General features: G+C 56.1%; 23 protein-coding genes, 1 pseudogene and 1 riboswitch. Of the genes and pseudogenes, 18 read left to right on the top strand and 6 right to left on the bottom strand.

Going from position 1 to position 25,595, the window contains the following annotated elements; all coding sequences use genetic code 11:
* The first annotated feature begins 92 nt into the window (after positions 1-92).
* Together AB5Y90_RS11320 and yfcE are read left to right on the top strand one after the other, a co-directional pair.
* Positions 93-1,730 carry a peptide ABC transporter substrate-binding protein gene (locus tag AB5Y90_RS11320; protein WP_368166885.1) on the top strand — a complete coding sequence of 546 codons (1,638 nt, stop codon included), beginning with the start codon at positions 93-95 and terminating at the stop codon, positions 1,728-1,730.
* Between the two features lie 10 nt (positions 1,731-1,740).
* On the top strand, positions 1,741-2,283 hold the full coding sequence (yfcE, locus tag AB5Y90_RS11325; RefSeq protein ID WP_158111119.1) for a phosphodiesterase: 543 nt from the start codon (positions 1,741-1,743) through the stop codon (positions 2,281-2,283).
* Positions 2,284-2,319: 36 nt separating this feature from the next.
* Here yfcE and AB5Y90_RS11330 read toward each other — a convergent pair whose 3' ends face one another.
* From AB5Y90_RS11330 to flgA, 3 genes are all read right to left on the bottom strand, one after another.
* Complete coding sequence (locus AB5Y90_RS11330) at positions 2,320-2,736, bottom strand: flagella synthesis protein FlgN (RefSeq protein ID WP_040066163.1); 417 nt, start codon at positions 2,734-2,736, stop codon at positions 2,320-2,322.
* Positions 2,733-3,053, bottom strand: a complete 321-nt coding sequence (flgM, locus tag AB5Y90_RS11335) for a flagellar biosynthesis anti-sigma factor FlgM (protein ID WP_005334177.1) — start codon at positions 3,051-3,053, stop codon at positions 2,733-2,735. Before flgM ends, AB5Y90_RS11330 begins: the two co-directional genes overlap by 4 nt.
* A gap of 91 nt (positions 3,054-3,144) precedes the next feature.
* Positions 3,145-3,828, bottom strand: coding sequence for a flagellar basal body P-ring formation chaperone FlgA (gene flgA, locus AB5Y90_RS11340; protein ID WP_270819060.1), 684 nt, complete (start codon positions 3,826-3,828; stop codon positions 3,145-3,147).
* Positions 3,829-3,972: 144 nt separating this feature from the next.
* On the opposite strand from flgA, the gene AB5Y90_RS11345 reads away from it, so the two are divergent.
* The 14 genes and pseudogenes from AB5Y90_RS11345 to mgtE all read left to right on the top strand — a co-directional run bounded on the left by AB5Y90_RS11345 (position 3,973) and on the right by mgtE (position 18,613).
* Positions 3,973-4,884, top strand: a complete 912-nt coding sequence (locus AB5Y90_RS11345) for a chemotaxis protein CheV (protein ID WP_368166886.1) — start codon at positions 3,973-3,975, stop codon at positions 4,882-4,884.
* Between the two features lie 17 nt (positions 4,885-4,901).
* Positions 4,902-5,726, top strand: coding sequence for a protein-glutamate O-methyltransferase CheR (locus tag AB5Y90_RS11350; protein ID WP_005350656.1), 825 nt, complete (start codon positions 4,902-4,904; stop codon positions 5,724-5,726).
* A gap of 295 nt (positions 5,727-6,021) precedes the next feature.
* Complete coding sequence (gene flgB, locus AB5Y90_RS11355) at positions 6,022-6,420, top strand: flagellar basal body rod protein FlgB (protein ID WP_005334169.1); 399 nt, start codon at positions 6,022-6,024, stop codon at positions 6,418-6,420.
* Positions 6,420-6,839 (top strand): flagellar basal body rod protein FlgC, encoded by a 420-nt coding sequence (gene flgC / locus AB5Y90_RS11360; protein WP_194496725.1) that lies wholly within the window; start codon positions 6,420-6,422, stop codon positions 6,837-6,839. Before flgB ends, flgC begins: the two co-directional genes overlap by 1 nt.
* A gap of 15 nt (positions 6,840-6,854) precedes the next feature.
* On the top strand, positions 6,855-7,595 hold the full coding sequence (locus tag AB5Y90_RS11365; protein ID WP_110302906.1) for a flagellar hook assembly protein FlgD: 741 nt from the start codon (positions 6,855-6,857) through the stop codon (positions 7,593-7,595).
* Between the two features lie 10 nt (positions 7,596-7,605).
* The gene (gene flgE / locus AB5Y90_RS11370; RefSeq protein ID WP_100654063.1) at positions 7,606-8,973 is read left to right on the top strand and encodes a flagellar hook protein FlgE; all 1,368 of its coding nucleotides are present in this window, start codon (positions 7,606-7,608) and stop codon (positions 8,971-8,973) included.
* Between the two features lie 144 nt (positions 8,974-9,117).
* Entirely contained in the window at positions 9,118-9,864 is a 747-nt protein-coding gene (gene flgF, locus AB5Y90_RS11375) for a flagellar basal-body rod protein FlgF (protein WP_005334159.1), read from the top strand.
* A 15-nt stretch (positions 9,865-9,879) separates the two neighbouring features.
* Positions 9,880-10,668, top strand: coding sequence for a flagellar basal-body rod protein FlgG (flgG, locus tag AB5Y90_RS11380; protein ID WP_005334158.1), 789 nt, complete (start codon positions 9,880-9,882; stop codon positions 10,666-10,668).
* A 14-nt stretch (positions 10,669-10,682) separates the two neighbouring features.
* Positions 10,683-11,354, top strand: coding sequence for a flagellar basal body L-ring protein FlgH (flgH, locus tag AB5Y90_RS11385; protein ID WP_005350662.1), 672 nt, complete (start codon positions 10,683-10,685; stop codon positions 11,352-11,354).
* 8 nt (positions 11,355-11,362) lie between these two features.
* Positions 11,363-12,460 (top strand): flagellar basal body P-ring protein FlgI, encoded by a 1,098-nt coding sequence (locus AB5Y90_RS11390; RefSeq protein WP_005350664.1) that lies wholly within the window; start codon positions 11,363-11,365, stop codon positions 12,458-12,460.
* A gap of 43 nt (positions 12,461-12,503) precedes the next feature.
* Complete coding sequence (flgJ, locus tag AB5Y90_RS11395) at positions 12,504-13,577, top strand: flagellar assembly peptidoglycan hydrolase FlgJ (RefSeq protein ID WP_270819026.1); 1,074 nt, start codon at positions 12,504-12,506, stop codon at positions 13,575-13,577.
* Between the two features lie 3 nt (positions 13,578-13,580).
* Positions 13,581-15,584: a flagellar basal body rod C-terminal domain-containing protein gene (locus AB5Y90_RS11400; RefSeq protein WP_368166887.1), complete on the top strand. Its 2,004-nt coding sequence runs from the start codon at positions 13,581-13,583 to the stop codon at positions 15,582-15,584.
* A gap of 4 nt (positions 15,585-15,588) precedes the next feature.
* The gene (flgL, locus tag AB5Y90_RS11405) at positions 15,589-16,794 is read left to right on the top strand and encodes a flagellar hook-associated protein FlgL (protein ID WP_270819028.1); all 1,206 of its coding nucleotides are present in this window, start codon (positions 15,589-15,591) and stop codon (positions 16,792-16,794) included.
* A gap of 183 nt (positions 16,795-16,977) precedes the next feature.
* A riboswitch (M-box (ykoK) riboswitch) is annotated at positions 16,978-17,147 on the top strand.
* 122 nt (positions 17,148-17,269) lie between these two features.
* Positions 17,270-18,613: pseudogene (gene mgtE, locus AB5Y90_RS11410) on the top strand (magnesium transporter).
* Between the two features lie 60 nt (positions 18,614-18,673).
* On the opposite strand, the gene ppx reads toward mgtE, so the two are convergent.
* The 3 genes from ppx to AB5Y90_RS11425 form a co-directional block, all read right to left on the bottom strand.
* Positions 18,674-20,164 (bottom strand): exopolyphosphatase, encoded by a 1,491-nt coding sequence (gene ppx, locus AB5Y90_RS11415; protein ID WP_100654059.1) that lies wholly within the window; start codon positions 20,162-20,164, stop codon positions 18,674-18,676.
* Positions 20,154-22,223 carry a polyphosphate kinase 1 gene (gene ppk1, locus AB5Y90_RS11420; RefSeq protein ID WP_005350671.1) on the bottom strand — a complete coding sequence of 690 codons (2,070 nt, stop codon included), beginning with the start codon at positions 22,221-22,223 and terminating at the stop codon, positions 20,154-20,156. Before ppk1 ends, ppx begins: the two co-directional genes overlap by 11 nt.
* Before the next feature lie 74 nt (positions 22,224-22,297).
* The gene (locus tag AB5Y90_RS11425) at positions 22,298-22,813 is read right to left on the bottom strand and encodes a glycine cleavage system protein R (protein ID WP_047437655.1); all 516 of its coding nucleotides are present in this window, start codon (positions 22,811-22,813) and stop codon (positions 22,298-22,300) included.
* A gap of 196 nt (positions 22,814-23,009) precedes the next feature.
* Here AB5Y90_RS11425 and AB5Y90_RS11430 point away from each other — a divergent pair, with 196 nt between their 5' ends.
* Together AB5Y90_RS11430 and AB5Y90_RS11435 are read left to right on the top strand one after the other, a co-directional pair.
* A complete protein-coding gene (locus AB5Y90_RS11430) occupies positions 23,010-23,888 on the top strand; it encodes a DUF2726 domain-containing protein (protein WP_100654058.1) in 879 nt (292 codons plus the stop codon).
* Between the two features lie 268 nt (positions 23,889-24,156).
* Positions 24,157-25,578: a sigma-54 dependent transcriptional regulator gene (locus tag AB5Y90_RS11435; RefSeq protein ID WP_168176933.1), complete on the top strand. Its 1,422-nt coding sequence runs from the start codon at positions 24,157-24,159 to the stop codon at positions 25,576-25,578.
* Positions 25,579-25,595: the final 17 nt, after the last annotated feature.

Raw genomic sequence — 25,595 nt, forward strand, 5'->3', positions numbered from 1 at the left:
GCGTTTTCGGGGATAACAAGAGCGGTATCAGGCATTCATCAGGCGCGCCGTCGGCCTTCCCCTCCTGCAGTGGTTTTATTCGAGGTTTTGTCATGAGGTATGGTTTCTTCCCCAAGCTGGCGCAACGCTGGCTCTCCCCGCTATTGCTTGCCTTGCTGGCTGGGCCCCTGGCCCATGCCACCACCGTTGAGCAGCAGCCTCTGCTTGCCGATCGGCAAACCCTGGTAAAGGGCAACGGTGCCGAGCCGGAGTCGCTGGATCCGGCGCTGGTGCGATCCGGTTTTCCGGGGGAGGCGGTACTGGTCGATCTGTTTGAAGGGCTGGTCAGCGAAGATGGGCAGGGGCATATCGTCCCTGCTCAGGCACAGCGCTGGGAGGTGAGTGAAGATGGGCTGGAGTGGCGATTCTTCCTGCGCCCTCAACTGAAGTGGTCCAATGGCGAGCCGCTGGTGGCCGCTGATTTCGTCTATGCCTGGCGCCGTCTGCTCGATCCGGCCATCAACTCTCCTTCTGCCGGATTGCTGCTGGCGACGGGGATCAACAATGCGCAATCCATCTATGCCGGTGCGCTGGAGCTCGGCAATCTGGGCATTGAAGCGCAAAGCGATCAGATCCTGAAAATCACTCTGGAGCGGCCGGCTCCCTATTTCCTGCAACTCATCAGTCAGCGCCCCTTTGTGCCAGTCAACCAGAAGGCGATAGCCAAATTTGGCAAGCAGTGGACCGAGCCCGGCAAGCTGGTGAGCAATGGTGCTTACCGGCTGGCAAGTTGGACGCCAAACGAGCGGATCGAAGCCGAGCGCAATATTCACTACTGGGATGACCTTCACACCCGTATCGGACGGGTCACCTACCTGCCGATCACCTCGCAACATGCCGAACGGCTGCGCTACGAGGCTGGTGAAATCCAGCTTACCAACAAGGTCTCCCTCGGCTATTACCAAAAGATGAAGCGCGAGTCTCCGGAGCGGCTCTGGGGCTTGCCGCTGTTTGGCACCTATCTCTATGCGTTCAATCTGAAGCGCCCCGAACTGCAGGATGTGCGGGTGCGTCAGGCGCTCTCCATGGCGGTTGATCGACAGCAGCTCATTGGATCGGTGAGCGGGCAGGATGAACAGGCGGCATGGTCGCTGTTGCCGGAGATGCCGGGTTACCCCCGGGTGATATTGCCTGTGGCGCTTGAAGATATGCCAACCCGCCAGGCCAAAGCGGCAGCGTTGTTGTCAGCGGCCGGGTATAACAGTGCCAATCCACTCAAGCTGAGCATTACCTACAACAGCGCCGAAACCCACAAGCAGATGGCGATGGCCATTGCCGCCATGTGGCAGAAGCTGGGGGTGCAGGTCACCCTCAACAGTCTGGAGTGGGGCGCCTATCAGGTGGCAAAGGATAGCGGTGATTTTCAGGTGGCCAGAAGCTTCCTGTTTGGCGATTACGTGGAGCCGTCAGCCATGCTGGGCAGCTTCCGTTGTCAGGATCTGCGCAACGAGAGCGGCTACTGCAATCCCGACTTTGATCTGCTGCTGGAGCAGGCAGCCAATACGCTGGACAGCGCGAGCCGGGTTGAACTCTACCGGCATGCCGAACAGTTGCTGCTTGAGGAGGCGCCGATCCTCCCCGTGTATCATTACAATCAGATGAGACTGGTCGATCCCGCGCTGCGAGGGCTGCCCAGCCAGAATTTGAAAGGGACGATTGCCACCAAGGATCTCTATTTCAGCCCGCAGTGAGGAGCATTTCATGAAACTTGCCATCATTTCCGACATCCACGGCAGCATCATTGCGCTGGAGCGGGTGCTGACCCAACTTGAGCCCTGGCAGCCGGACCACTATCTGCTGCTCGGCGATCTGCTCAACCATGGCCCGCGCAATCCTCTGCCGGAAGGGTATAACCCGGCCGCGGTGGCCGATCGGCTCAACGAGCTGGCGCCACAGATCATCGCGGTGCGGGGCAATTGCGATTCCGAAGTGGATCAGATGCTGTTGCGCTTTCCCATCACAGCCCCCTACAACCAGTTGCTGATCGATGAGCGGCGCTGGTTTGTCAGCCATGGCCATCTTTATCGCCCGGACGAGGTACAGCTGCCTGTGGGCAGTCTGTTCCTGAGCGGCCATACCCATGTGCCGGTGCTGGAGTGGCAGGGGGAGCGGGTATTGATGAACCCGGGGTCGATCTGTTTCCCGCGCGGCGAGTTGCCTGCCAGTTACGGGAGCTATGAGGACGGGGTACTGCGCGTTAATGCGTGTGAGGACGGGCGAGAGTTGTTGCGACTGGTGCTTTAAAACCGAGAGCAAAAATGCAAGGCCTGATAAGAGATGTCAGGCCTTGATACCGTAGGAGCGGGTGCCAGAGCGAGTGTTACCCTTGGCGTCATAGGTCAGGCTGTTGCGATCGCGCAGCTGACTCAGAAAGGTTGCCAGACGACGGTTGGAGACGATGCTCAATTCAAGCAAGCGACCGTTGATATCATTTTGTGCCTGGCAGGCATCCAGTTTTGCACGAAGCTGTGCCATCTCGTCGGGATAGGCTGCCAGCTGCAGTGCCAGTTCCGGCATCTCTGCGAGAGTCTTGTCCAGAGTTTCTATCGCAGCAAGCAACTGCTGTTTGCGCTCGGTCAGTGCGGGCAGGGCCAGTGCCTGATGCTGTTCGAGCAAGCTGAACTCCTCTTCCAGAATGCCTTGCATCTGGCTGAGATAATCATCTTGGGTGTGCAGTAACGAAGGTAAGTCCATCATCCCAGAACTTTGTCCAGATTGGCCTCAAAACTGAACATCTTCTTGGCCACAGCGTCGCTGTTAACCTGATATTCGCCACTCGCGACGGCTTTTTTCAGCCGTTCGACCTTGCTCTCATTGCCGGTCGAGGCGGTATTGAGGTTTTGTTGCATCTTTTGCAATTGTTGCGCCTCACTGGTCAAGGAGACGGAGTCCAGCTTGACAGTAGCCGCTTTGTTTTCGGGCGATGAGGTGACTGACTTGCTGCCTGTCCCCTGGCTATTAGCGGTATTTTGCAACCGATTATTCGCCAAGTTGTTGATATTGTTGATGGCCATTTTAGTTACCTTCGTCTGCTTTAAGGTTTGCTTACCTGTATATCGGTGCGGCAGATCAAAACTTTAGAAAAAAGTTGTCAAGGATCCGGATTTAAAAAGTGACCGATACGGCACCTACTGCACTGACTTTACCCTCAACGGTTTTGCCGGAGCGAATATTGACGAGTTTGATGATCTCTCCGAAGCTGCCATCTTGCAAGGCTCGGGCCATGGTTTTGATCTGGAAGTTGCTGTTTTCTGCCGTCAGGGTGACCTGATCCCCTTTGCACACGACACAAACCTGGCTCAAACGGATGGGTTGCCCCGGTTTTAACTCCCTCTTGCTGCGTACTCCGACAAGAGGGGCTGTGTCAGTCAGGTAGTCGCCGCGGATCAGGGTCTGATCCTGATAGGCCAACACCAGCTGGCTTTCACTCAGCAGGTCCCCCTTGGCGATGGGGTTGGTCACAGTGACATAGGGCTTTTGAATGCTGACCCGCACCGGGAGATAGACGTCCCAGGGTTTGTCTTCCTCACACTTAAGGTAAACTGTTGTATTACGGCGAATTTCCATTTTTGCTGGTAAGCTGATAGTGAGCAGGTCTTCGCAGCGGGTCAGTGGGAGCCGTTCATCCAGTGTGGCAGAGGTAACCTCGGCTCTGGCATCCAACGGAATATCCAGCTGGCTGTAAACGAACTCTTGTGCCTTTTCTTGCAGATAAGTAGTGACGTCCGAGGCGTAGCTGGGAGATATGCTGCCAAAAAAGAGGCTGATGAGTAAAAGTCGGTTAATCATTTTCGCTCGTTGGTCGATAAGTTGTTCACGCATATCACCATATTTAACTATGATTGCTTCAGAATCTGTTCGTTGTCACATCGATAGTCTGACGCAATCCATCACGCATGCATGATTAATGCCAAGCGTTTTTAGGGAGTGTTTATGGCCAGTATCCTGGACTCGGTCAACCAACGTACCCAGCTAGTGGGGCAAAACCGGCTGGAGTTGTTGTTGTTTCGTCTCAATGGACGTCAAAGATTTGGCATCAACGTATTCAAAGTGCGTGAAGTGTTGCAGTGTCCCCCCTTGACCGTGATGCCCAAACTGAACTCCTGCATCCGCGGGGTCGCACATATTCGTGGCCAGACTATCTCGGTCATCGACCTCAGCATGGCGGTTGGCAAACGCCCGATTGATGATCTGAGCAAATGCTTCATTATCATCTCCGAGTACAACCGCTCTATTCAGGGCTTTTTGGTGCATTCGGTCGAGCGCATTATCAATATGAACTGGGAATCCATCCTGCCTCCGCCTAAAGGTGCGGGTCGCATCAACTACATGACAGCCGTGACAGAAGTCGATGGCGAGTTGGTCGAAATCCTCGATGTTGAGCGGATATTGAACGAAATTTCGCCGGTTGCAACGGATGTGAGTGAGGAGTTGGTTCAGGCCAGCGTCGACCACCCGACTCTGGGGCGTCCTGTTCTTGTTGCGGATGACTCCTCAGTGGCACGCAAACAGGTACAACGTGCGCTTCAGGCTATCGGTGTCGAGTGCGTGTTGGCAAAAGATGGCCGCGAAGCATTGAACATGCTGCTGGAAATGACCAAAAATGGTCCTATCAAGGATCAGGTTGCGCTGGTTATTTCGGATATCGAAATGCCGGAAATGGATGGCTATACCTTCACTGCCGAGATCCGGAATAATCCCAATCTCAAGGATTTGCATGTTATTCTGCATACCTCGCTCAGTGGAGTATTCAACCAGGCAATGGTGCAGAAAGTTGGTGCGAACAATTTTATCGCCAAGTTCCAGCCTGATGAATTGGCCAAGGCCGTACAAAACGCACTCTAATAAAGAAGAACAGCTGCATGAAGACACTTTCGGACGACTTATACAAACAGTTCAGCAACTTTCTGGCGGTACAGAGCGGAATTGTGCTGGGGGATAACAAACAGTATCTGGTGAAGAGCCGTCTTTCACCTTTGATGGCTCAGTTTGGCATCGAGAGTCTGTCTGATCTGGTTACCCGTGCAATGAGTGTGCGAGAGCGTGACCTGAAAATGGCCGTGGTGGATGCTATGACGACCAACGAGACCCTCTGGTTTCGTGATACCTATCCGTTTCAGCTTCTTACCGACAAGATTTTCCCCGAGTTGGGGAAAAGTGGCCGCCCCATCAAGATCTGGTCGGCTGCATCCTCGTCAGGTCAGGAACCCTATTCCATTGCCATGACGGCACTGGAACAGCAGATGAAAAAGCCGGGGACCTTGCCTGGTGGCGTGCAGATTGTCGGGACGGATATTTCGACGACCATGCTCAATCAGTGTAAGGAAGGCGTTTACGATAGCCTTGCTCTGGCGCGCGGTTTGTCACCGGAGCGCAAGAAGATGTTTTTTGAGCCTTACGGTGATAACAAGATGCGGGTTGCCGAGCGAGTCAGAAAATTGACCACCTTCCGGCCACTCAACTTGCTGGAGAGTTATAGTCTGCTCGGCAAGTTTGACATTATCTTTTGCCGTAACGTGCTTATCTATTTTGCGCCGGAAGTGAAGTCGAAGATCCTCAACCAGTTTGCTGCCAGTCTCAACCCCGGTGGATATCTGATGTTGGGCGCGTCGGAGTCACTGGCCGGGTTGACCGACCGGTTCGAGATGATCCGCTGCAATCCGGGGATTGTCTACAAGGTCAAATAGGCCTGATGGCCTTGATATTCGGGGTCTGCCGAATATTGCCAGTTCATGCAAAGAGGGAAGCTACGAGCTTCCCTCTTTCTTAATCTACAGCTCAGTCTTTCTATTTACCTACCATATCTCGCCACTGTAAAAGTGGTTGCAACCTTAAGGTGGCCAAATGATGCCGTCTGACTCAAGGCACGAGATGCTCCTGCTGTTTTCGGTCTGAAATGTGCTCATACCCAAACCATCGAACTGAGAGATTTGCTTATGGCACACCTCTTGCAGACAAAATAAACCAAGCAGGAGGTGTGCTATGGCTCTTTCATTTGACAAGGCATTCGGTGTGCATCAACACACCATAAGCGTTCGCGCCAAGCGTGCTGAGGTGCTTTCCAGCAATATTGCCAACGCAGATACCCCGGGCTTCAAAGCCAGGGATATCAATTTTGCTCAGGCATTGCAGGAGGCTCAGTCGCATCAGGGTTTTGGTTTGGCAACGACCAGCGAAAAGCACTTTGCCTTGAATATGGACGCCCCGGGTACCGTGCAATATCGCAACCCGCTGCAACCGGATACCGGTGACGGCAATACAGTCGATGTGCAGCAGGAGCGCAGCGAATTTCTGCGTAATAGCCTCGAGTATCAAACCTCCCTTGAATTTATGAATAGCAAGATCAGTGGCCTGCTAAAGGCCCTGAAAGGAGAGCAGTGATGAGTTTGTTCAAGGTCTTTGACATAGCAGGCTCGGCTATGAGCGCACAGTCAGTGCGCCTCAACACGGTTGCCAGCAACATGGCCAACGCGGACAGCGTCAGCTCCAGTGTGGAAAATACTTACCACGCCAGGCGGCCAGTCTTTGCCGCCCAGCTCGAGCAGGCGATGTCTGACAAGCAGGGCTCAGTCGGGGTTGAGGTGAAGGGGATTGTCGAGAGCAAGGCGCCACTGCTCAAGGAGTACAATCCCAACCACCCGATGGCGGATAAAGACGGTTTTATCTTCAAGCCAAACGTCAACATGGTTGAAGAGATGGCCGACATGATCAACGCCTCGCGCAGCTACCAGACCAACGTACAGGTTGCAGATTCGGCCAAGAAGATGCTGCAGCAGACGCTCCAGCTTGGCAAGTCCTGATAGGAGGGATGCAGCATGGTCGATACAACCAACAGTGCTAACGGTATAAGCCGTACCACGACCCAGGCGACAGGCACCACCACGACGCCCAAGAAAGAGCTGGATCAGGCTTCCTTTCTAAAGCTGCTGACCATGCAGCTGTCGTATCAGGATCCTTTCAAGCCTGTTGATAACGCCCAGATGCTCTCCCAGATGGCATCCATGTCGACATCTGAGGGGATCAGCAGTTTGTCCACTCAGATGGGTAAGCTTAATGACCAGATGATCTCCAGTCAGGCGCTGCAAGCCTCCGCATTGGTGGGACAAAATGTGCTGTTGCAGAGCAATACCGGCTATCTGGATAAGGAGGGCTCTCTCCCCGGTGTTGTGGCTGTGGGAACGACGAATAAATATTCGAGCGTCAAGGTCACCATCGAAGATGAAAAAGGCCAGGTTATCAAGGAATTCTCTCTCGAAGGGGAGCAGCGAGGCAACGTTGAAGTTGCCTGGGATGGCACAGACAAAGATGGAAAGCGGGTCAAGTCAGGTAAATATGTGATTAAGGCAAGCGGTACTCTGGATGGCAAATCCGAAAGTATTGCTGCTTATGCTTACGGCAAGGTGGATAGTGTGGCGCTGGGCAATGCGAGCAATCCGACAATGCTTAACGTGAAAGGCTTGGGTAGCACGCTGTTGAGTAGCATCTTGCAAATTTCAGGAACTAATTCAAACCAGACGGTTACACCGTCAAAAACCACGTCGACAGCATCGATCTAAGGAGCTGGATATGTCATTTAACAATGCCTTGAGCGGTGTCAACGCGGCACAAAAAGACTTGAACGTCACCGCCAACAACATTGCCAACGTTAACACCATGGGCTTTAAAGAGTCCCGTGCCGAGTTTGCGGATGTCTACGCCAACTCCATTTTTGTCAATGCCAAGACCCAGGTCGGTAACGGTGTGGCGACAGGTGCGGTTGCTCAGCAGTTCCACCAAGGGGCGCTGCAATTTACCAATAACGCACTGGATCTGGCTATTCAGGGTAACGGCTTCTTTGTGACCTCTGACGGTCTGACCAATCTGGATCGCACCTACACCCGTGCCGGTGCCTTCAAGCTCAATGAAAACAGCTATATGGTCAACAATCAGGGCCATTATCTGCAAGGTTACGAAATCAACGCCGATGGCACGCCTAAGGCGGTAAGTATCAATGCGACCAAGCCGATTCAGATACCTGACAAGGCCGGTGAACCAATCAAGACAACCAAGATTGACGCCAGTTTCAACCTGCCATCGACAGCGGCGCCCCTGCCCGCAGGTAATGCGGTGGGTGATGCCTCTACTTTTGACCCCAAAGATTCGAAAACATATTCCTCTTCAACTTCTGTGGTGATTTATGACTCACTGGGTGAGCCGCATACCATCACGCAATATTTTGTCAAAGAGGCTGACCCGGCAGATCTGACCAAACCCGCCAATCCTACAGCTTGGCGTATGTACCTCTACCAAGGTGATAAGCCTATTGATATTGTCGGTGGTGTCACACCCACTATGGCAACTGGTTTGAGTCAGGCGCCTGCTGGTGCAAGAGTGACCTTCGGGGCTGATGGCAAGATGATTACCCCGACTACACCGGCGACCATCAAGACAGAGCAATTGGGAGCCGCGCCCCCGGCAGGTGCTGGCATTATCACCAATGGTGCAGATCCCACTCAGCAGGTGGATATCAACTTCGGAACGGTGACCCAGTATGCTTCACCGTTTGAAGTCAACAAGTTGACTCAGGATGGTTCCACTGTCGGCCGTTTGACCAAGGTGGAGATCACTCCGGACGGCATCGTGTCCGCGACTTACAGTAACGCAACCACCATCAAAGTGGCCATGGTGGCAATGGCAAAATTTGCCAACTCGCAAGGATTGACTCAGGTTGGCGATACCTCCTGGCGTCAGTCTCTGCTCTCTGGCGATGCCTTGCCGGGGACGCCGAACTCGGGTACTTTCGGGACCATCAAATCATCGGCGCTGGAGCAGTCCAACGTGGATTTGACCTCCGAGCTGGTGGACTTGATCACTGCCCAGCGTAACTTCCAGGCCAACTCTCGTTCTCTGGAGGTCAACAGTTCGCTGCAGCAGACCATCCTGCAGATCCGTTAATCGCGCAATAAATGATAATGAGAGGGGGCTTGGCCCCCTCTCTGTTTCTGTCGCATTCCCATCCTCCTTCTCCCCCCATATCTCTGCTGTTGGCACTCTAATTGCATTTCTCCTGTCAGAGTCATCTGTTTGACGGAGAATTCCATGGATCACCTGCTTTATATCGCCATGTCCGGGGCCAAAGAGACCATGAACAGCCTGGCTGTTCGGGGCAACAACCTCGCCAATGCCAATACCACCGGTTTCAAGTCCGATTTTGAGCAGGCCAGAAGCATGCAGGCGTTCGGAGAGGGCTTGCCAAGCCGGGTGTTTGCCATGGCTGAGCGCCCGGGTCAGAACCTGCAGCATGGCATGTTGATGACCACCGGACGGGATCTGGACGTGGCGGTGGATGGTCCGGGCTGGATTGCCGTGCAGGATCCAAAGGGCGGCGAGGCTTATACCCGCATGGGGAATTTGCAGGTCAATGCGACCGGCAACTTGCAAACCTCGACCGGCCTGAATGTGGTTGATGACGGCGGTCAGCCAATCGTGTTGCCGATGCCGATGGAGAAACTCGAGATCAATCGGGATGGCACCATCAGCGGTCGACCGGAAGGGGCTGCCGCCAACTTGCCGGAAGATTTTCAGCGGATCAAGCTGGTCAACCCTGCCGCCGATGCGGTGGAGAAGGGCCAAGATGGTCTGTTTCGCCGCAAGGATGGCCAGAATGAACCCGCCTCGGCCAATGTCGGCCTGATTGCTGGCTCCCTTGAAGGGAGCAACGTCAATGTGGTGGATGAGATGACCAACCTGATCCGGCTGCAACGCCAGTTCGAAACCCAGGTCAAAATCATGAAGACGGCCGAAGAGAATGATGAAGCTCAAACCCAACTGCTGCGAATCAGCTAATCAAGGAGTTACACTATGAATCCTGCACTCTGGATCAGCAAGACCGGGTTGGATGCACAGCAGACCAATATTTCGGTTACCTCGAACAACCTGGCGAACGCCAGCACCGTGGGCTTTAAAAAGTCACGGGCCATCTTTGAAGATCTGCTGTATCAAAACATCAACCAGCCTGGTGGCCGCTCTTCTGCCGATACCGAGCTCCCCTCCGGCTTGATGCTGGGGGCGGGTGCCAAGGTGGTGGCGACCCAGAAAAACCACAGTCAGGGTAACGTACAAACCACTGACAACTCGCTCGATTTGATGATCAGTGGTCGTGGCTACTTTGAAATTCAGCTGCCGGATGGCAGTGCGGCCTATACCCGTAACGGTCAGTTCACCCTCAACGATGAAGGGACCATAGTGACGCCGGGTAATGGCTACCCGCTGCAACCGGAAATCCAGATCCCGGAAAACGCCCAGAGCGTTACGGTGGGTGAAGATGGTCAGGTCTCGGTGCAGCTCAAGGGCGATGGCGCTTCTCAGGTCGTCGGTCAGATCAACATCTCCGACTTCGTCAACGCCAGCGGCTTGCAGCCGATGGGGGAGAACATGTTTGTCGAGACCCAATCCAGTGGTGCTGCCGCTCAGGGGACTGCCGGTGCCGATGGCTTGGGGGTGATCAAGCAGGGGATGCTGGAGACTTCCAACGTCAACGTGACCGAAGAGCTGGTGAACCTCATTCAGGCTCAGCGGGTCTACGAGATGAACTCCAAGGTGCTCTCCGCCGTGGACGGCATGATGTCCTTCCTGATCCAGCGTACCTAATTAGGAGGTGCATGATGAAAGCCGTATGGATGCTGGGATTGTTGGTGCTGGGAGGGTGTAGCAGCACTCCCAATACGCCCAAGCCTGATGATCCCGAGTTTTCCCCCGTCTACGGGGAGTCGGAGCCGGTGTCGGTGCGACCGACAGGGGCGATTTTCCAGCCGGATCAGGTCAATGGCATCTATTCGGATATCAAGGCACACAAGGTAGGCGACATCATTACCATCGAGTTGTCGGAGTCGACCTCCGCCTCGAAAAAGGCCAATACCCAGAGTGGCAAGAATAACAAGTTCAATCTGGACCCGGTCAAGTTGGGTGGCGTGCCCGTGACCGCCAGCCCCTATGATCTCTCAGCCTCCATTGCTCAAGACAGCGCGTTCAAGGGCCAGGCCAAGGCGGATCAGAGCAACAGCCTGCAGGGCAATATTTCGGTCAGCGTGGCCAAGGTACTGCCCAACGGCAATCTGGTGGTGCGCGGCGAGAAGTGGATCATGCTTAATAATGGCAATGAATATATCCGGATCACCGGCCTTATTCGCCCGGAGGACGTGACGTCTGATAACAGTGTTTCGTCCCAGAAAGTGGCCAATGCCCGCATTTACTACGGTGGTACCGGCGATCTGGCCAATAGCCAGGAGCAAGGGTGGCTTACCAGCTTTTTCAATGGTCCCTGGTGGCCGCTCTAGGAGATGTTATGAAGTCACTCCGTCTTGTCACACTGCTCTGCTGTCTGCTGCCCTTGGGCGTGGCCAATGCGGCCCGGATCAAGGACATCAGCTCGGTTGAAGGGGTGCGTAACAACCAGCTGATTGGTTACGGTCTGGTGGTGGGGTTGCCCGGTACTGGCGAGAAGAACAACGCCTTCACCGAGCAGACCTTCCGTACCATGCTAAACAATTTTGGCATCAAGGTGCCGGATAACATCAAGCCCAAGATCAAGGATGTGGCGCCGGTGGCGATCCATGCCGACCTGCCCCCCTTCTCCAAGCCGGGCCAGACCATCGACGTGACGGTCTCTGCCATTGGCGAGGCCAAGAGCCTGCGGGGCGGCACTCTGCTGCAAAGCTTCCTGAAAGGGCTCGATGGGCGGGTCTATGCGGTCGCGCAGGGTAGTCTGGTGGTTGGTGGTCTGGGGGCCGAGGGGGCTGATGGTTCCAAGGTAGTGATCAATACCCCGACCGTCGGGCGGATTGCCAACGGTGCGACCGTGGAGCGGGAGGTGCCCAACTCCTTCAGTCAGGGGGACACCATCACCTTCAACCTTAACCGACCCGACTTTACTACGGCGCGCCGTCTGGCCGATGTGGTCAACGATCTGGTGGGGCCCAATACCGCTCAGGCGCTCGATGCTACCTCGGTCAAGGTCTATGCCCCGAGGGATCCGGGTCAGCGGGTCTCATATCTCGCGACCATCGAGAATCTGGAAGTGGATCCGGCCAACGAGGCGGCCAAGATCATCGTCAACTCCCGCACCGGCACTATAGTGATCGGCAGTCAGGTCAAGCTCAAACCTGCGGCCATCAGCCATGGCGGGTTGACGGTGACCATCGCCGAAAACCAGCAGGTCTCCCAGCCCAACCCGCTGGCAGGAGGAGAGACGACGGTGACCAACAACTCGACCATCAATGTCCAGCAGGAGCCGGGGCGAATGTTCAAGTTTGATACCGGTGCGACCCTGGACGATCTGGTCCGGGCGGTCAATCAGGTCGGGGTCGCCCCCGGTGATTTGATGGCCATCCTTGAGGCGCTGCAGCAGGCAGGCGCCATCGAGGGGCAACTGGTCATATTGTAACAAGCGGCAAGTGGTTGCCACGGGTGGCAATGAGGTAAGCAAAATGGCGGAGTTTGACAGCAACAGCGGCATGAATCTCGGGATGGTACAGGACATCAAGAACCTGGACCGTCTGCGCCAGATGAGCCAAAGCAAAGAGGGACAGGCCGAAGCGCTCAAGAGTGCGTCACGCCAGTTCGAGTCAATCTTTACCCAGATGCTGTTTCAGAGCATGCGTCAGGCCAACGGGGTGTTGACTCAGGACAACCCGATGAACAGCAGCTATACCCAGTTCTATGAAGGGATGCTGGATGAGCAGCGGGTTGCCGACATGTCCAGCAAGGGGGGACTGGGATTGGCTGACATGGTGGCCAGGCAGCTCTCTCCCGAGACCTTTACCCATCAGGATGGACGGGTGCTCAAGATGCCGCAGCGCACCGAACGGACCTACAAACCCTATCAGCCCCCCACGGCGGCGGCCGATGATTTGATCGCAGCATCAAAAGTTGGCAAAGATTTTGCTGAAAAAGAGATGACCGAGGAGGTCAAGGAGAGCCACGCACTCACTATGCCCCGTCGACCGCACCGCAGCATTCCGCCCATGGGACGCATGGCCAGCGAAGAGGGCAGTGCCACCGGTAGTGGGGGCAAGGAGTTCGATACGCCGGAAGAGTTTGTTAATCGCCTGATGCCGCTGGCCAAGAAAGCGGCCGACAAGCTGGGGTTAAGCCCGGCGGTACTGGTCGCTCAGGCGGCACTGGAGAGCGGTTGGGGCAAGCGGGTGATCAAGGATGGCGAGGGGCAGGTGACCCATAACCTGTTTGGCATCAAGGCCGATCCGCGCTGGGAAGGGCCAAAGGCGGTGGTCAGCACGCTTGAGTATGAGCAAGGCGTCGCCTCCCGCCAGAAAGCGGCATTTCGCTCCTATGAGTCGTTTGAAGAGAGCTTCAATGACTACGTGGACTTCCTCACTTCCGGCTCTCGCTACAAGGGAGCCCTGGCGAAGGTGGATAGTCCCGATCGCTACTTTGAGGCGCTGCAACAGGCGGGTTATGCCACCGACCCGCACTACGCCAGAAAATTGAAACAGGTATTGCGCAGTGATGCCATTGCCCAATACAACGAGATGGAGCTGTAACGTATGGCAAGCGACCTGCTTGGGATTGGTTCATCGGGCGTGCTGGCACAGCAACGCCTGCTGCAGACCACCAGTAACAACATAGTGAACGTCAATAGCCAGGGCTATGTGCGTGAGCGTACGCTGGTGTATACCAATACCATCGGTCTGGGGACCGGTGACATCAAGACCCAGCGGGTAATCAACGACTATATGCAGGGGGAGGTGCGCCGTGATACCTCCGCCTATCATGCCTCCCTGACCCATTATGAACAGTTGGCTGGCGTTGACAGCTTGCTTGGGGATACCAGCAACAGCGTGGGGGCGACCATCACCTCCTACTTCAAGTCATTTCACTCTGCCAATGAATCGCCTGCCGAGATCGGTGGGCGCAAGGTGGTGATGACGGAGTTGAGTGGCATGGTCAACCGTTTTCATACCCTCTCGGCGCAGCTCGACAAGCAGAGCGATACCCTCAACACCCGCATTGAAGATGAAACCAAGCAGGTCAACAGCCTGCTCATCAGCATCAATGATCTTAATCAGGCCATCATCCGCACTCAGGGGTCACCCGAAGAGAACCTGATGCTGTTTGATCAGCGGGATGAGGCGATCCGCCAGCTGTCGGAGAAGATGGATATTCGTACCGTAGCCCAACCCAACGGCAGCATGCTGGTCAATATGAGCACCGGCCATTCGCTGATCCTCGATGGGGGCGTCGCCCAGTTCAAGGTGATTGCAGGAGATCCTGACTCCCGAGATCAGGAGCTGCAACTGACTCTGGGGGATAATCAGGCAACCATCGACCACGATACGTTTGGTGGCGCCATGGGGGGGCTGTTCAAGGCGCGTACCGACCTTGAGCCTACCAAGCGCGAACTGGGGCAGCTGGCCGTGGCGATGGCCGATGCGATGAACCAGCAGAACCGCCTCGGGATGGATCTGGATAACGAGATTGGCGGCGATATTTTCACCCTGCCTGCCAGCAAGGGCTTACCCTACGGCAATAACACCGGGACGGTCGGGGCGAATGTCAGCTTCGTGCCGGGCAAGGGGACATCAGTGACCCCGTTTGATTACGAAGTGCGCTTTAGCAGCGCCACCGGTTATGAGGTGTTCTCGCTGGACAAGTCTGGTAATCGAACCTCTGTGGCGACTGGCACGACCCCTCCTGCAACGTTTGAACTCACGGGTCACGGCATTTCAATCGATCTCACCGGTGCGCCGGCTGCGGGTGACAGACTGTTGCTGCAACCGACCAAAAGTGCGGCCGCCGGTCTGGGTCAGCTGATCACCCGACCGGAAGATTTGGCCCTGGCCTCTCCGCTTAAAGCGGAAAAGACCACCAATAATGGCGGCGGGGCTGATATCAAACTGGGTGGCGTATTCAATACAGGTGCAGGGTCAGGTTTTGGTACCAATAGTCTGAGCCCGACAGCGCCTCAGGTCGTCAAGATTGACGCCAACGGTAACTATCAGGTGTTTCAAGCCGATGGCACGACCCTGATTGGCACTGCCCCTGCGAGCAGCAAGGGGCAAAACCTGATGTCTGCGATCGTCAACCCTTTCCCCGCCGGAGCTGCAGTCTATGCCAACCCGAAACAGGCGCCAGGCTACGAGTTCAGCATCACCGGAACGGTGGATGCCGGTGACGGCTTCAAGCTCAGTTACAACAGCAATGGCTTTGCCGATAACAGCAATGGCCTGGTTCTGGCTGAGCTGCAAAACAAGGATCTGGTGCGCAAGAGCACCAATGGTGGGACGACCAACGACAAGATGACCTTCAATCAGGCCTATTCCGGGTTGGTGATGGAAGTGGGTAACAATACCAGTCAGGCAAAAACGCTGCTCAAGGCCAATGAGTCCAAGCTTATCCAGAGCACCGGCATCTTTGAAAGCGTGTCTGGGGTCAATCTGGAGGAGGAGGCGGCCAATCTGATCCGCTTCCAGCAATCCTATGCGGCATCGGCGCAAATCGTCAGCACGGCCAAAACCATTTTCGATACACTGCTCTCTTCCGTGAGGTAACGTCATGCGCATCACCACCAACATGATCTACGACCGGAATATCTATTCCCTCAACAGTGCCAACGAGCGGTTGAATACTGCCTATCAACAGCTGCAAACCGGCAATAAATTTCAGACTGCCGGCGAAGATCCTGCGGGGATGAGCCAGAAGATGGCACTGACCAAGGAGATCGACCTGTTCAAGCAGTACAGTGTCAATGGCAGCTTGCTGGAAAACAGCCTGGGGCATGAGGAGACGGTATTAACGTCGATTAACAATGCGATGCTTAGTGCCCAGACTCTGATCCAGAAGTCAAATAATGGCGCTATCAGCATGGATGATCGCAAGGCCATAGCCAGCGAGCTGGAAGGGTTGCAGCAGCAGATGTTTGACCTGATGAATAGCAAAAACTCCTCGGGTGAATTTATATTTGGCGGCAATCAGAGCAAGACCCAGCCATATATAAAAGACGCTAACGGAAAATATATTTATCAGGGTGACCCTGGTCAGCGAAATATTCAGGTCTCACCCACGGTACAAATTGCTGCCAATGATTCCGGGCAAGATCTGTTTGAAATCGTGGCGACCAGAAGAACCGCCAGTGCAACCACAGCAAATATCAAGGTTGGGATAGGCGATCAGGGTAACTTTGATAATTTCTATAAGTCCAATTATAACTCGGCACTGCCCAGTAATACCTATACCGTATCAACCACCATAGGCCCACCGGATACCTACGATATCAAGGATGCCGGTGGTGCTACCCTGCAAACGGGTAACTACACTGCTGGCACCAAGATCCCTTTCAATGGATTGGAGTTGACCGTCAGCTCGCCTGCGGGCAGTTCTGAGCAGTTTGATCTTAATCCACCGAAGAATGACAACATATTGAATGGTATGTCGGATTTTATTACCGCCTTGCGTGATCCCGCTATTACCGCTGACAACTTTGCGCTGGAAGTAGCCGATGCTACCGTCCATATGAAAAATGCTCGTCTGAATATCGATCATGGATTGGGGGAGTTGGGTGGCAGGATGAACAGTCTCGAGGCAGTCATGGATTCTAACGAGGGGTTGAGTACCCTCAACGCCGAGGCGAGAGCCAAGGTATCGGAAGCGGATCTCTATGAAGTGATTTCCGCGCTGTCAAAAGAGGATGCGGCATTGAGTGCCTCGCAACTCTCTTTCAGCAAAATAAGTCGTCTGACGCTATTTGACTATATTCGCTAATTAAAGAAGGGCCCCTTTGGGGCCTTTTCTTTTGTCCAGACTATGAAAATTGGTTCCGTGTCATCTCCTGCCAATTGTAACAAGCTGTTGCCGTTGCCCATTTAATGGGAGCTGCGGGGTTGACCTCCCTGCGGGATTGGATAATCATGCCGCCCGCACAACAGAGGGTTGTGCGAATTATTTGCAGCATCTCGTTAGGCGAGGCTCCTGTATAAACACAGGCCACTGATCTCACGACGTCCAGAGACGCCCAAGATCAGGACAGTTTTCATCGGATTAAGGTGTAAACCCAAGTGGCTTCCGGCATGCCGGATACGTTATACAGTGCTAAAGCTGGTACGTGGGGATGATGACACGCCGAACGGCGTCATTTCCTGCCTATTACTCGTCAATCAAATTGCTGTTTTCTTGTCGTTGCACCCGGCTATTTCCGGAGGCATTCAGGCTCGCCTGAAATCACATGAGGATATCTGTGATGAAGAAAACACATACCATTCTTAACCGTCACCAACTGCTCGATCTGGCCGCCCTGCAGGGTTGGCTGGAACATAATCTGGATCCGGTTCAGCGCGCCGATCAACTGCTGACCCTGCGTCCGGAAGAGCTCAACTGCATCTTTGATACCCTGCCAATCCCGCAAGGGGCCGCACTGCTTGGTTCACTCTCGGCCGAGAGTGCCGGGCGCCTGTTGCAGCGGCTCCATGGCAGCATCGTCAGCGTGTTGCAGGAGGCCATTCCCCGCCGTGATATGGTCGCCATCCTGCGCAAACTGAGTCGTCAGGATCGCACCATGTTGCTGGCTCGCTTCCCGACCCAGGCTCAGGCCATCTATTACTCCCTGCTGGATTGGCCCACCGAGTCGGTGGGGGCCAACATGCGCCACGAATATCTGGCGGTGCGGGAGGAGGACACGGTCGGTCACGCCAAACAGCTGATCCACGATGCCTGGGACAATGCCCAGCTGTTTCGCCATATCTATGTGGTCAACGGGGACGGTCGTCTGCAAGGGAGCCTCTCCCTCAAGACCTTGCTGATCGCCGACCCGCTGGCCAGTGTCGCGACCCTGATGGATCGGGAGACGGTGCGGATCAACGCCCGAGCCGATCAGGAGCTGGCAGCGCGCCTGCTCATCGACCGCGATCTGTCGGTATTGCCGGTCGAGGATCAGGGGCGACTGGTCGGTATTTTCCACGTCGATGATGCGGCGGATATTCTGGAGCTCGAATCCACCGAGGATGCCGAGATGCAGGGAGGATCATCACCGCTCGATACTCCCTATCTGCAGGCGACCCCCTGGCAGCTGTGGCGCAAACGGGTGGGCTAGCTGCTTATCCTGTTTGTGGCGGAAGCCTACACCGGCACCGTGCTGCGGGCATTTGAGGAGCAGCTGGAAGCGGCCATCGCGCTGGCTTTCTTTATCCCCTTGCTGATCGGTACTGGTGGTAACAGCGGCACCCAGATCACCACCACCATAGTACGAGCCATGGCGGTCGGGGAGGTGAGTCTGCGCAATCTCGGCACAGTGCTGAAAAAGGAGCTCTCCACCGGTCTGCTCATCTCGGGTGCCATTGCCATGGCGGCTTGGGTACGGGCATGGAGTCTCGGCGTCGGTCCCCAGATTGGCATGGTGGTGACCTTTACCATCATCGCCATCGTGCTCTGGAGTGCTACGGTCGCGTCCATTATTCCCATGGTGCTGCGCCGTTTCCGCATCGATCCGGCGGTGGTCTCTGCGCCATTCATCGCGACACTGGTGGATGGTACCGGCCTTATCATCTACTTCGAGATGGCCAAGTGGTTGTTGCCCGAGTTGCAGTAACCGGGAGATTGAGATGAAAAAGGCAGCCATTGGGCTGCCTTTTGCATTTATCTTTCCGGTTTAGCCGAGCTGGAACAACAGTGGCCAGCCCTGCTCCTGGCAATAACGATGCTCCTTCTCCAGATTCTGCATCAGGAGACGGTTCTCCTCGCACCAGTCGATCGGCAGGGTCACGACCAGCTGATCCCCTTGCACTGCGACTTTCCACTCAGGCAGCAGGTTGTCCTGCCGCTTGTGGTGAGCGGCGACTGCGAGGCGCAGGATACGGATGCAACGCAGCACCGTCTGCATGTCGTGGTTGGGCAGGGGCGGCAGCTCGGAGAGTTTTAGCCCCTTGCGCTGAAAGCGCACCAGCGCGGCCAGCAATGCCTGATCGTCCTGGTTGAAGCCAGGCAGGTCGGTGTGTTGCAGGATATAGGCGGAGTGGCGGTGAATGCCGCTGTAGTTGATGGCAAGGCCAATTTCGTGCAGCCGCGCCGCCCAGCCGAGAATGGCGCGATAGGGCTCTATCTCCATCTGCCAGGGCTCTTGCAGGGCATCAAACAGCGTCAGCACGCTCTGCTCCACCCGGGCTGCTTGTTTGCGATCCATCCGGTAGTGGGTGCCTAGCGCTTGTGCGGTGCGCTCACGGATATCGTGGTGCTGCAAGCGCTCCTCAAACTCATACAGTAATCCTTCGCGCAGAGCGCCATCGGAGTAGTCGAGCCGCTCGATGGGCAGCGAGGTAAACAGCCCGAGCAGGATGGCGACCGCAGCGGCAAACACCTCCTGACGCTCCTCGGTAAGCCCGACCAGTTTGAGGTTATCCACTCGCTTGCGCTCAATCATCAGCGCCTTGAGCCGCTCCAGCGCCTCCAGCGTAATGCTGCCGTCAGTCAGCCCTTCACCCTGCAGTACATCCCGTACCGTACGAATGGAACCTGAGCTGCCAAGGCAGCTCTGCCAGCCCAGCTTGCGGTACTGGTTGACGATGGGGGCGAGCTGGTGCTGCGCCTCCAGCACGGCATTGGTGAAGTGCTTGTCGCTCAGCTTGCCGCTGGCGAAGAAGCTCTGGGTAAAGCTGACGCAGCCCATCTTGCGGCTGGTGAGGGCCTTGTGTTCAAACCCTTCACCGATGATGAGCTCGGTGCTGCCGCCGCCGATATCGATCACCAGTACCTGGCCCTCGATATGCTGGGTATGGGCAACCCCCTGATAGATGAGGCGTGCTTCTTCCTGCCCGCTGATGATCTCGATGGGGTGGTTGAGCACCTTGGCCGCTTCACTCACAAATTCGCGGGCGTTGCTGGCGCGGCGCAATGTGTAGGTACCGGCGATGCGGATCTGATCCGGTTTGATGTTGGTGAGCCGCTCGGCAAAGAGTGACAGACAGGCGAGGCCGCGTTCCATCGCCTCCGGGCTCATTCGTTTCTGCTCATCCATCCCTTCCGCCAGCCGCACGCGCTCCTTGATGCGATCGACGATACGAAAACGCCCTTCGCTCAGATGGGCGATCACCATGTGAAAACTGTTGGAGCCGAGATCCACGGCGGCATAGAGACTATTGTCCATTGTTTGACTCGATACGTTTGAGATAGTCGTAAATCGCCACCTGAGAGCGGATCTTGCGGCGGTTGCCCCGCTTCACATATTCGTTCTGCTGGTCGGCATCAATGACCCGCGCCTTGCAGGTATCACTCAGTTGTAGTTCGAGAATGTCCATGATGCGCTGCTTGAGGCGCTCATCATAAATGGGGGTGCCCACCTCAATACGGCCGTCGATATTGCGGCTCATCCAGTCGGCGCTGGAGATATAGAGCTGGGGGTTGCCCTTGTTGTGGAACACCATCACCCGAGGGTGCTCGAGGAAGCGGTCGATGATGCTGATCACCTTGATGTTGTCACTGAGACCTGGCACACCCGGGCGCAGGGCGCACATGCCACGGATGATCATCTGGATCGGCACCCCGGCCTGACCGGCGGCATAGAGCCGGTTGATGAGATCCTTGTCCACCAGATTGTTGATCTTGAGGATGATACCGCTCGGCTGGCCCGCCTTGGCGTTGGAGAGCTCGTTGTCGATGAGACGATAGAGCTGACGGCGGCTGTTGATGGGGGAGACCAGCAGGTGGTTGAATTTGTAACGCTTATAGGGGTACTCGATGTATTCAAACACCCCTTCCACTTCGGCGGTGATGTCCGGATTGCGGGTCAGCAGCGAGAAGTCGGTGTAGATCTTGGCGGTCTTCTCGTTGAAGTTGCCGGTACCGATATGGGCATAGCGCACCGCCTCGCCATTTTCGTGGCGGGTGATGAGGCAGAGCTTGGAGTGGATCTTGAGGCTCGGCACCCCGAACACCACCTTGACCCCGGCATCGGTGAGAATATTGGCCCAGTCGATGTTGGCCGCTTCGTCGAAACGGGCGCGCAGCTCGACCACCACGGTCACCTTCTTGCCGTTGTTGGCGGCATCGATGAGGGAATGGATGATCCGTGACTTCTTGGCGACCCGGTAGATATTGATGCGAATGGCACTCACCGCCGGATCGAACGCCGCCTGGCGCACCAGCTCGGTGAAGTGGTGGAACTTGTGGTACGGGTAGTAGAGCAGGATATCCTGCTTGGTAATCGCATCGAAGGCGTTGACGAAGCCGTCAAAATCGCGGCAATCGAGGGCCGGCAGCTTGGGGTTTTCCAGATAGTCACGACCCACGTTGGGGAAGCCGATGAAATCCTTGAAGTTATGGTAACGCCCACCCGGCATGATGGCGTCGTAGGAGCTGATCTGCAGCTTGAGCTTGAGGAAGCTTATCATGGCGGCGGGCATCTCCCGCTCGTAGACGAAGCGCACCGGCATGGCGGTGAGGCGCTGCTTCAAGCCGTCACTCATCTTGTCCACCAGGCTCAAGTCCAGCTGGTCGGAGAGATCATATTCGGCATCCCGGGTCAGCTTCACCGCATAGGCGGCAATCTCGTCGTAGTCGAAGAAGCCTTTGAAGATCTCGTCGAGGCAGAAGCGGATGACGTTATCCAGAATGATGATCTGCTTCTTGCGGCGGGTCCCTTCCGGCGGCAGCTGGAAGAAGCGGGGCAGGTCGTCGGTCGGCACTTCAACCAGGGCGTACTGGATCACCTGACCGTTCTTCTTCATCTCGATGGCCAGATAGGTGTACTCATCCTTGAGGAATTTGACCGGATTGACCTCTTTGTTGAGCAGGATCGGGATGATGTGACGCAGCACCTTCTCCTTGAAGAATACCCGCAGCCACTTCTGAATGGCATCAGAGAGCTGGTTCTCGTTGACCAGGAAGATGTTGTGGCGAGCGAGCGCAATCAACAGCTCCTTGTAGGTGTTGTCGAACGCTTCACCGAGCGCCATCACTTTTTGCTGGATGGCACGCAGCAGCACTTTTGCTTCATCGTCGCCACCATGTACTTCATTGATGAGGATGCGACGCTTGACGTCCGATACCCGTACCTTGAAGAATTCATCCTGGTTGGAGGAGAAGATCCCCAGAAAACGAACCCGCTCGATGAGGGGCACCGTCTTGTCCATTGCCTCTTGCAACACCCGTTCATTGAATGAGAGCCAGCTCAGCTCTTTCTCTTCATACTGCTTGTCGGTGCTCATCTTGTGCCTCTGTTTCAGGTCGCGTCTGCGCGGCAGTTATGGCGTTAATATATGACAAATAAATGACAGTGTTGTTACTGCTCGCTGAACGCTTCGTCGATGTCTACCACCAGATCGTCGGAGAGGGATTCCAGCGCGGTGATAAGCGTATCCATCGCGAGCCCGTCGGGCAGGGCAACCAGTGCATGGGCATAGAAGAGCGGGGCGCCGGAGTGGGGAGCCGGTTCACAGCCAGTGGTGAGATCGGCCACATTGATCTCGAGCTGGCGCAGGATGCTGGCTACTTCATGGACGATGCCGGGGCGGTCGTTGCCGGTCACCGTCATCATGACTTGATGGGCTGGCTCGGCGGTAGGTGTCCCTTCGGCAAAGCTGATGGTAAGACCCGGTAGCAGGGCCAGTGCTTCGCACAGGCTCCGATAGTGCTCATCGGGAACAGAGACATGGAGGATACCGGCAAACTGGCCCGCCAGTTCGCTCATGGCGCTGCCCAGCCAGTTGCCCTGCTCGCGGCTGATGACTGCTGCCAGACTCTCGACGATCCCGGGTTTGTCTGCACCGATCACGGTGACCACCAATTGCTTTTGCATCCTGCTCTCCTTGAAATGGGATTTCTTGCTCTATCCCTATTGTGCCTGCTGGGACTGGTCATATGAACCCCCGCCTGCTGACAAATAGATAAAAAGACGGGACTTTTCACTTTCTATACACGGGTCTGCTGCCTTGCTCCGTGGCGGCTGTGGTAAAGTAATTCCCCTTTCGTGTCGTGAACTGGATCGTGCTCTCATGAATACCCTTGTCCTATCGGGATTGTTGTTGCTGGCGCTGCTTGTGCTGGCGATCTTCTGGAGTAGAGGCAGACAGCAAAAGCGCCTGCCCTATGATATGCAGGAGACCCTGTTCAGTCCCGCCGAGCGATCCTTCCTCGGGGTGCTGGATCTGGCGGTGGGTGACAAGGCCCGGGTCTTTGCCAAGGTGCGGGTGGCCGATGTGCTGACGCCGCAGGCCGGGATCGGCAAAAGCAAATGGCAGCAGTACTTCAACAAGATCAGCGCCAAGCATTTCGACTATCTGCTTTGCCACCCCGCGGATCTCTCCTTTATCTGCGCCATCGAACTCGATGACAGCTCCCATCGTCACCAGAAGCGCAAGGCGCGGGATCTCTTTCTGAAAACCGCCTGCGACAGCGCCGGTCTGCCGTTGCTGCAGATCCCGGCAAGTGCCAGCTATCTGGTGGAAGAGCTGCGCGAACAGATCCTGCCGCTGCTGGTCAAAACCAGCGAACCATTGATCGACGATTTGCCGCACGGGGCGCGCCGCGAGCCGACTTTCAACCCTCTGTTGCTGGACGGCGTGGATGTCGGTGCCGGGATGCGTGGCCGCACTGCCCATGCCGAGGCGATCTCGCCCGCGCCATTTCACGAGCCCGTCATCCAGTCCAAGGGGGTGGTGGAGACGCCGCAGAGTGAGGGTGAACTGGTCGATGGTTTGTTCGCCGATGTAGAGGATGACGAGGAGCATGAAGTACACCACTGCCCCCGTTGCGATGCGCCGCTGGTGGAGCGGGAGGCGAAAAAAGGCCCCCACGCCGGTAGACTCTTTCTGGCTTGCAGCCGTTTTCCCGAGTGTCGTTACGCGGCGCCACACCACCATAATCGCCACTGAATGCGCTTCACCGTGTCCCATGCTGCCCTCTGACGAGGGCAGTTTTCTTTCCGCTATTGGCGGCGTTTGTTAACGGCGCCAATGCAGAAAATTCCTCGGCAAAATTTATCTAATCTCTCGTTTCTGTCGATACACTTAGCCTGAATACGACAATTTTTGACAATGCGTCGGAATTTTGGCACTTTGTGTGCCAGCAAAAAGACAGTCGGTAGCTGTTTTATCATTAAATAAAACAATAAGTTAGTTCAGGACATCGCGAGGAATGGATATGGTGGAGATGGGCGTGTTGATTGTTGATGCCGATGCGCAGCGGCGCCAACAGTTGGGAACCGTGCTCTCGTTTATGGGGATCCCGTGGCAGGAGGTGGCACAAAGCGATCTGGATGTGGCCATCGAATCCTCCGGTCCGCTGCAAGGGGTGCTGGTGGGTGAGCTGACCGACCGTCCCTTGTCAGAGCTGCTGGCAGCCTTCCCCCGCACGCCGTTCCTCTCGTTGGTTGAGGCCGAGCTGCCCAACAGCAACTTTATCGGGGTTGCCCTCTCGCCCTTTACCTATGAATCCCTCACCCGTCATCTGCACTTCTGTCAGGCGTTCGTCTCCTTGCATCCTCGTCAGCAGACCCATGACAAGGGGCAGGCCCTGCTGCGTTTGCTGGTGGGCAAAGGGAAGGGGATCCAGGAGGTACGCCGCCTCATCAGCCAAGTGGCCGAGACCGATGCCAACGTGCTGATCCTCGGGGAGTCGGGGACCGGTAAAGAGGTGGTGGCTCGCGCTATCCACGAACTCTCTTCCCGCAGCAGTGGCCCCTTCGTGCCCATCAACTGCGGCGCTATTCCGGCCGAATTGCTGGAGAGCGAACTGTTTGGCCACGAGAAGGGGGCGTTTACCGGCGCCATCGCGGCTCGTCGCGGTCGCTTCGAGCTGGCGCAGGGGGGCACCCTGTTCCTCGACGAGATCGGCGATATGCCGATGCCGATGCAGGTCAAACTGCTGCGGGTGTTGCAGGAGCGGTTGTTCGACAGGGTTGGTGGCGGCAAGCCCATTCAGGCCGATGTGCGCATCATAGCGGCGACCCACCGGGATCTGGAGGCGATGATCCGCACTCAGGGTTTCCGCGAAGATCTCTACTACCGCCTCAACGTTTTCCCCATAGAGACGCCGCCGCTGCGGGATCGCATCGATGACATCCCGCTGCTGCTGCAGGAGCTGCTCAACCGCCATGCCGAGCAGCACCACGGCTTTATCCGGCTGACCCAGCGGGCGCTGGAGTCGCTGATGCAGTACCCCTGGCCCGGCAACGTGCGCGAGCTCTCCAACCTGCTGGAGCGGCTGTTGATCCTCTATCCACACCAGATCGTCGATGTGGCGGATCTGCCGAGCCGTTATCGCCTGCTGCCGAGCGAGCCGCGGGATGAGCGGCTGACCGAGATGGATGAACGGGATGCGCTGGCGGCGGTGTTTCAGGATCCGCCCGAGCTGGATCACTCCCTCGCTTCGGCCCGCACCATGCAGCTGCCGGAGGAGGGGGTCAACCTCAAAGAGATGCTGGCCGACCTTGAAGTGGAGCTGATCCGTCAGGCGCTGGAGTCTCAGGACGGGGTCGTGGCCCGCGCCGCCGATCTGCTTGGCATGCGGCGTACTACCCTGGTGGAGAAGATGAAAAAGTACGGGATGAGCAAGGACGTCTAAGGGTCAAAGCCTTGACG

The sequence above is a fragment of the Aeromonas sp. R4-1 genome, from assembly GCF_040908325.1.
In the GTDB taxonomy this organism is placed as follows: Bacteria; Pseudomonadota; Gammaproteobacteria; order Enterobacterales; family Aeromonadaceae; genus Aeromonas; species Aeromonas veronii.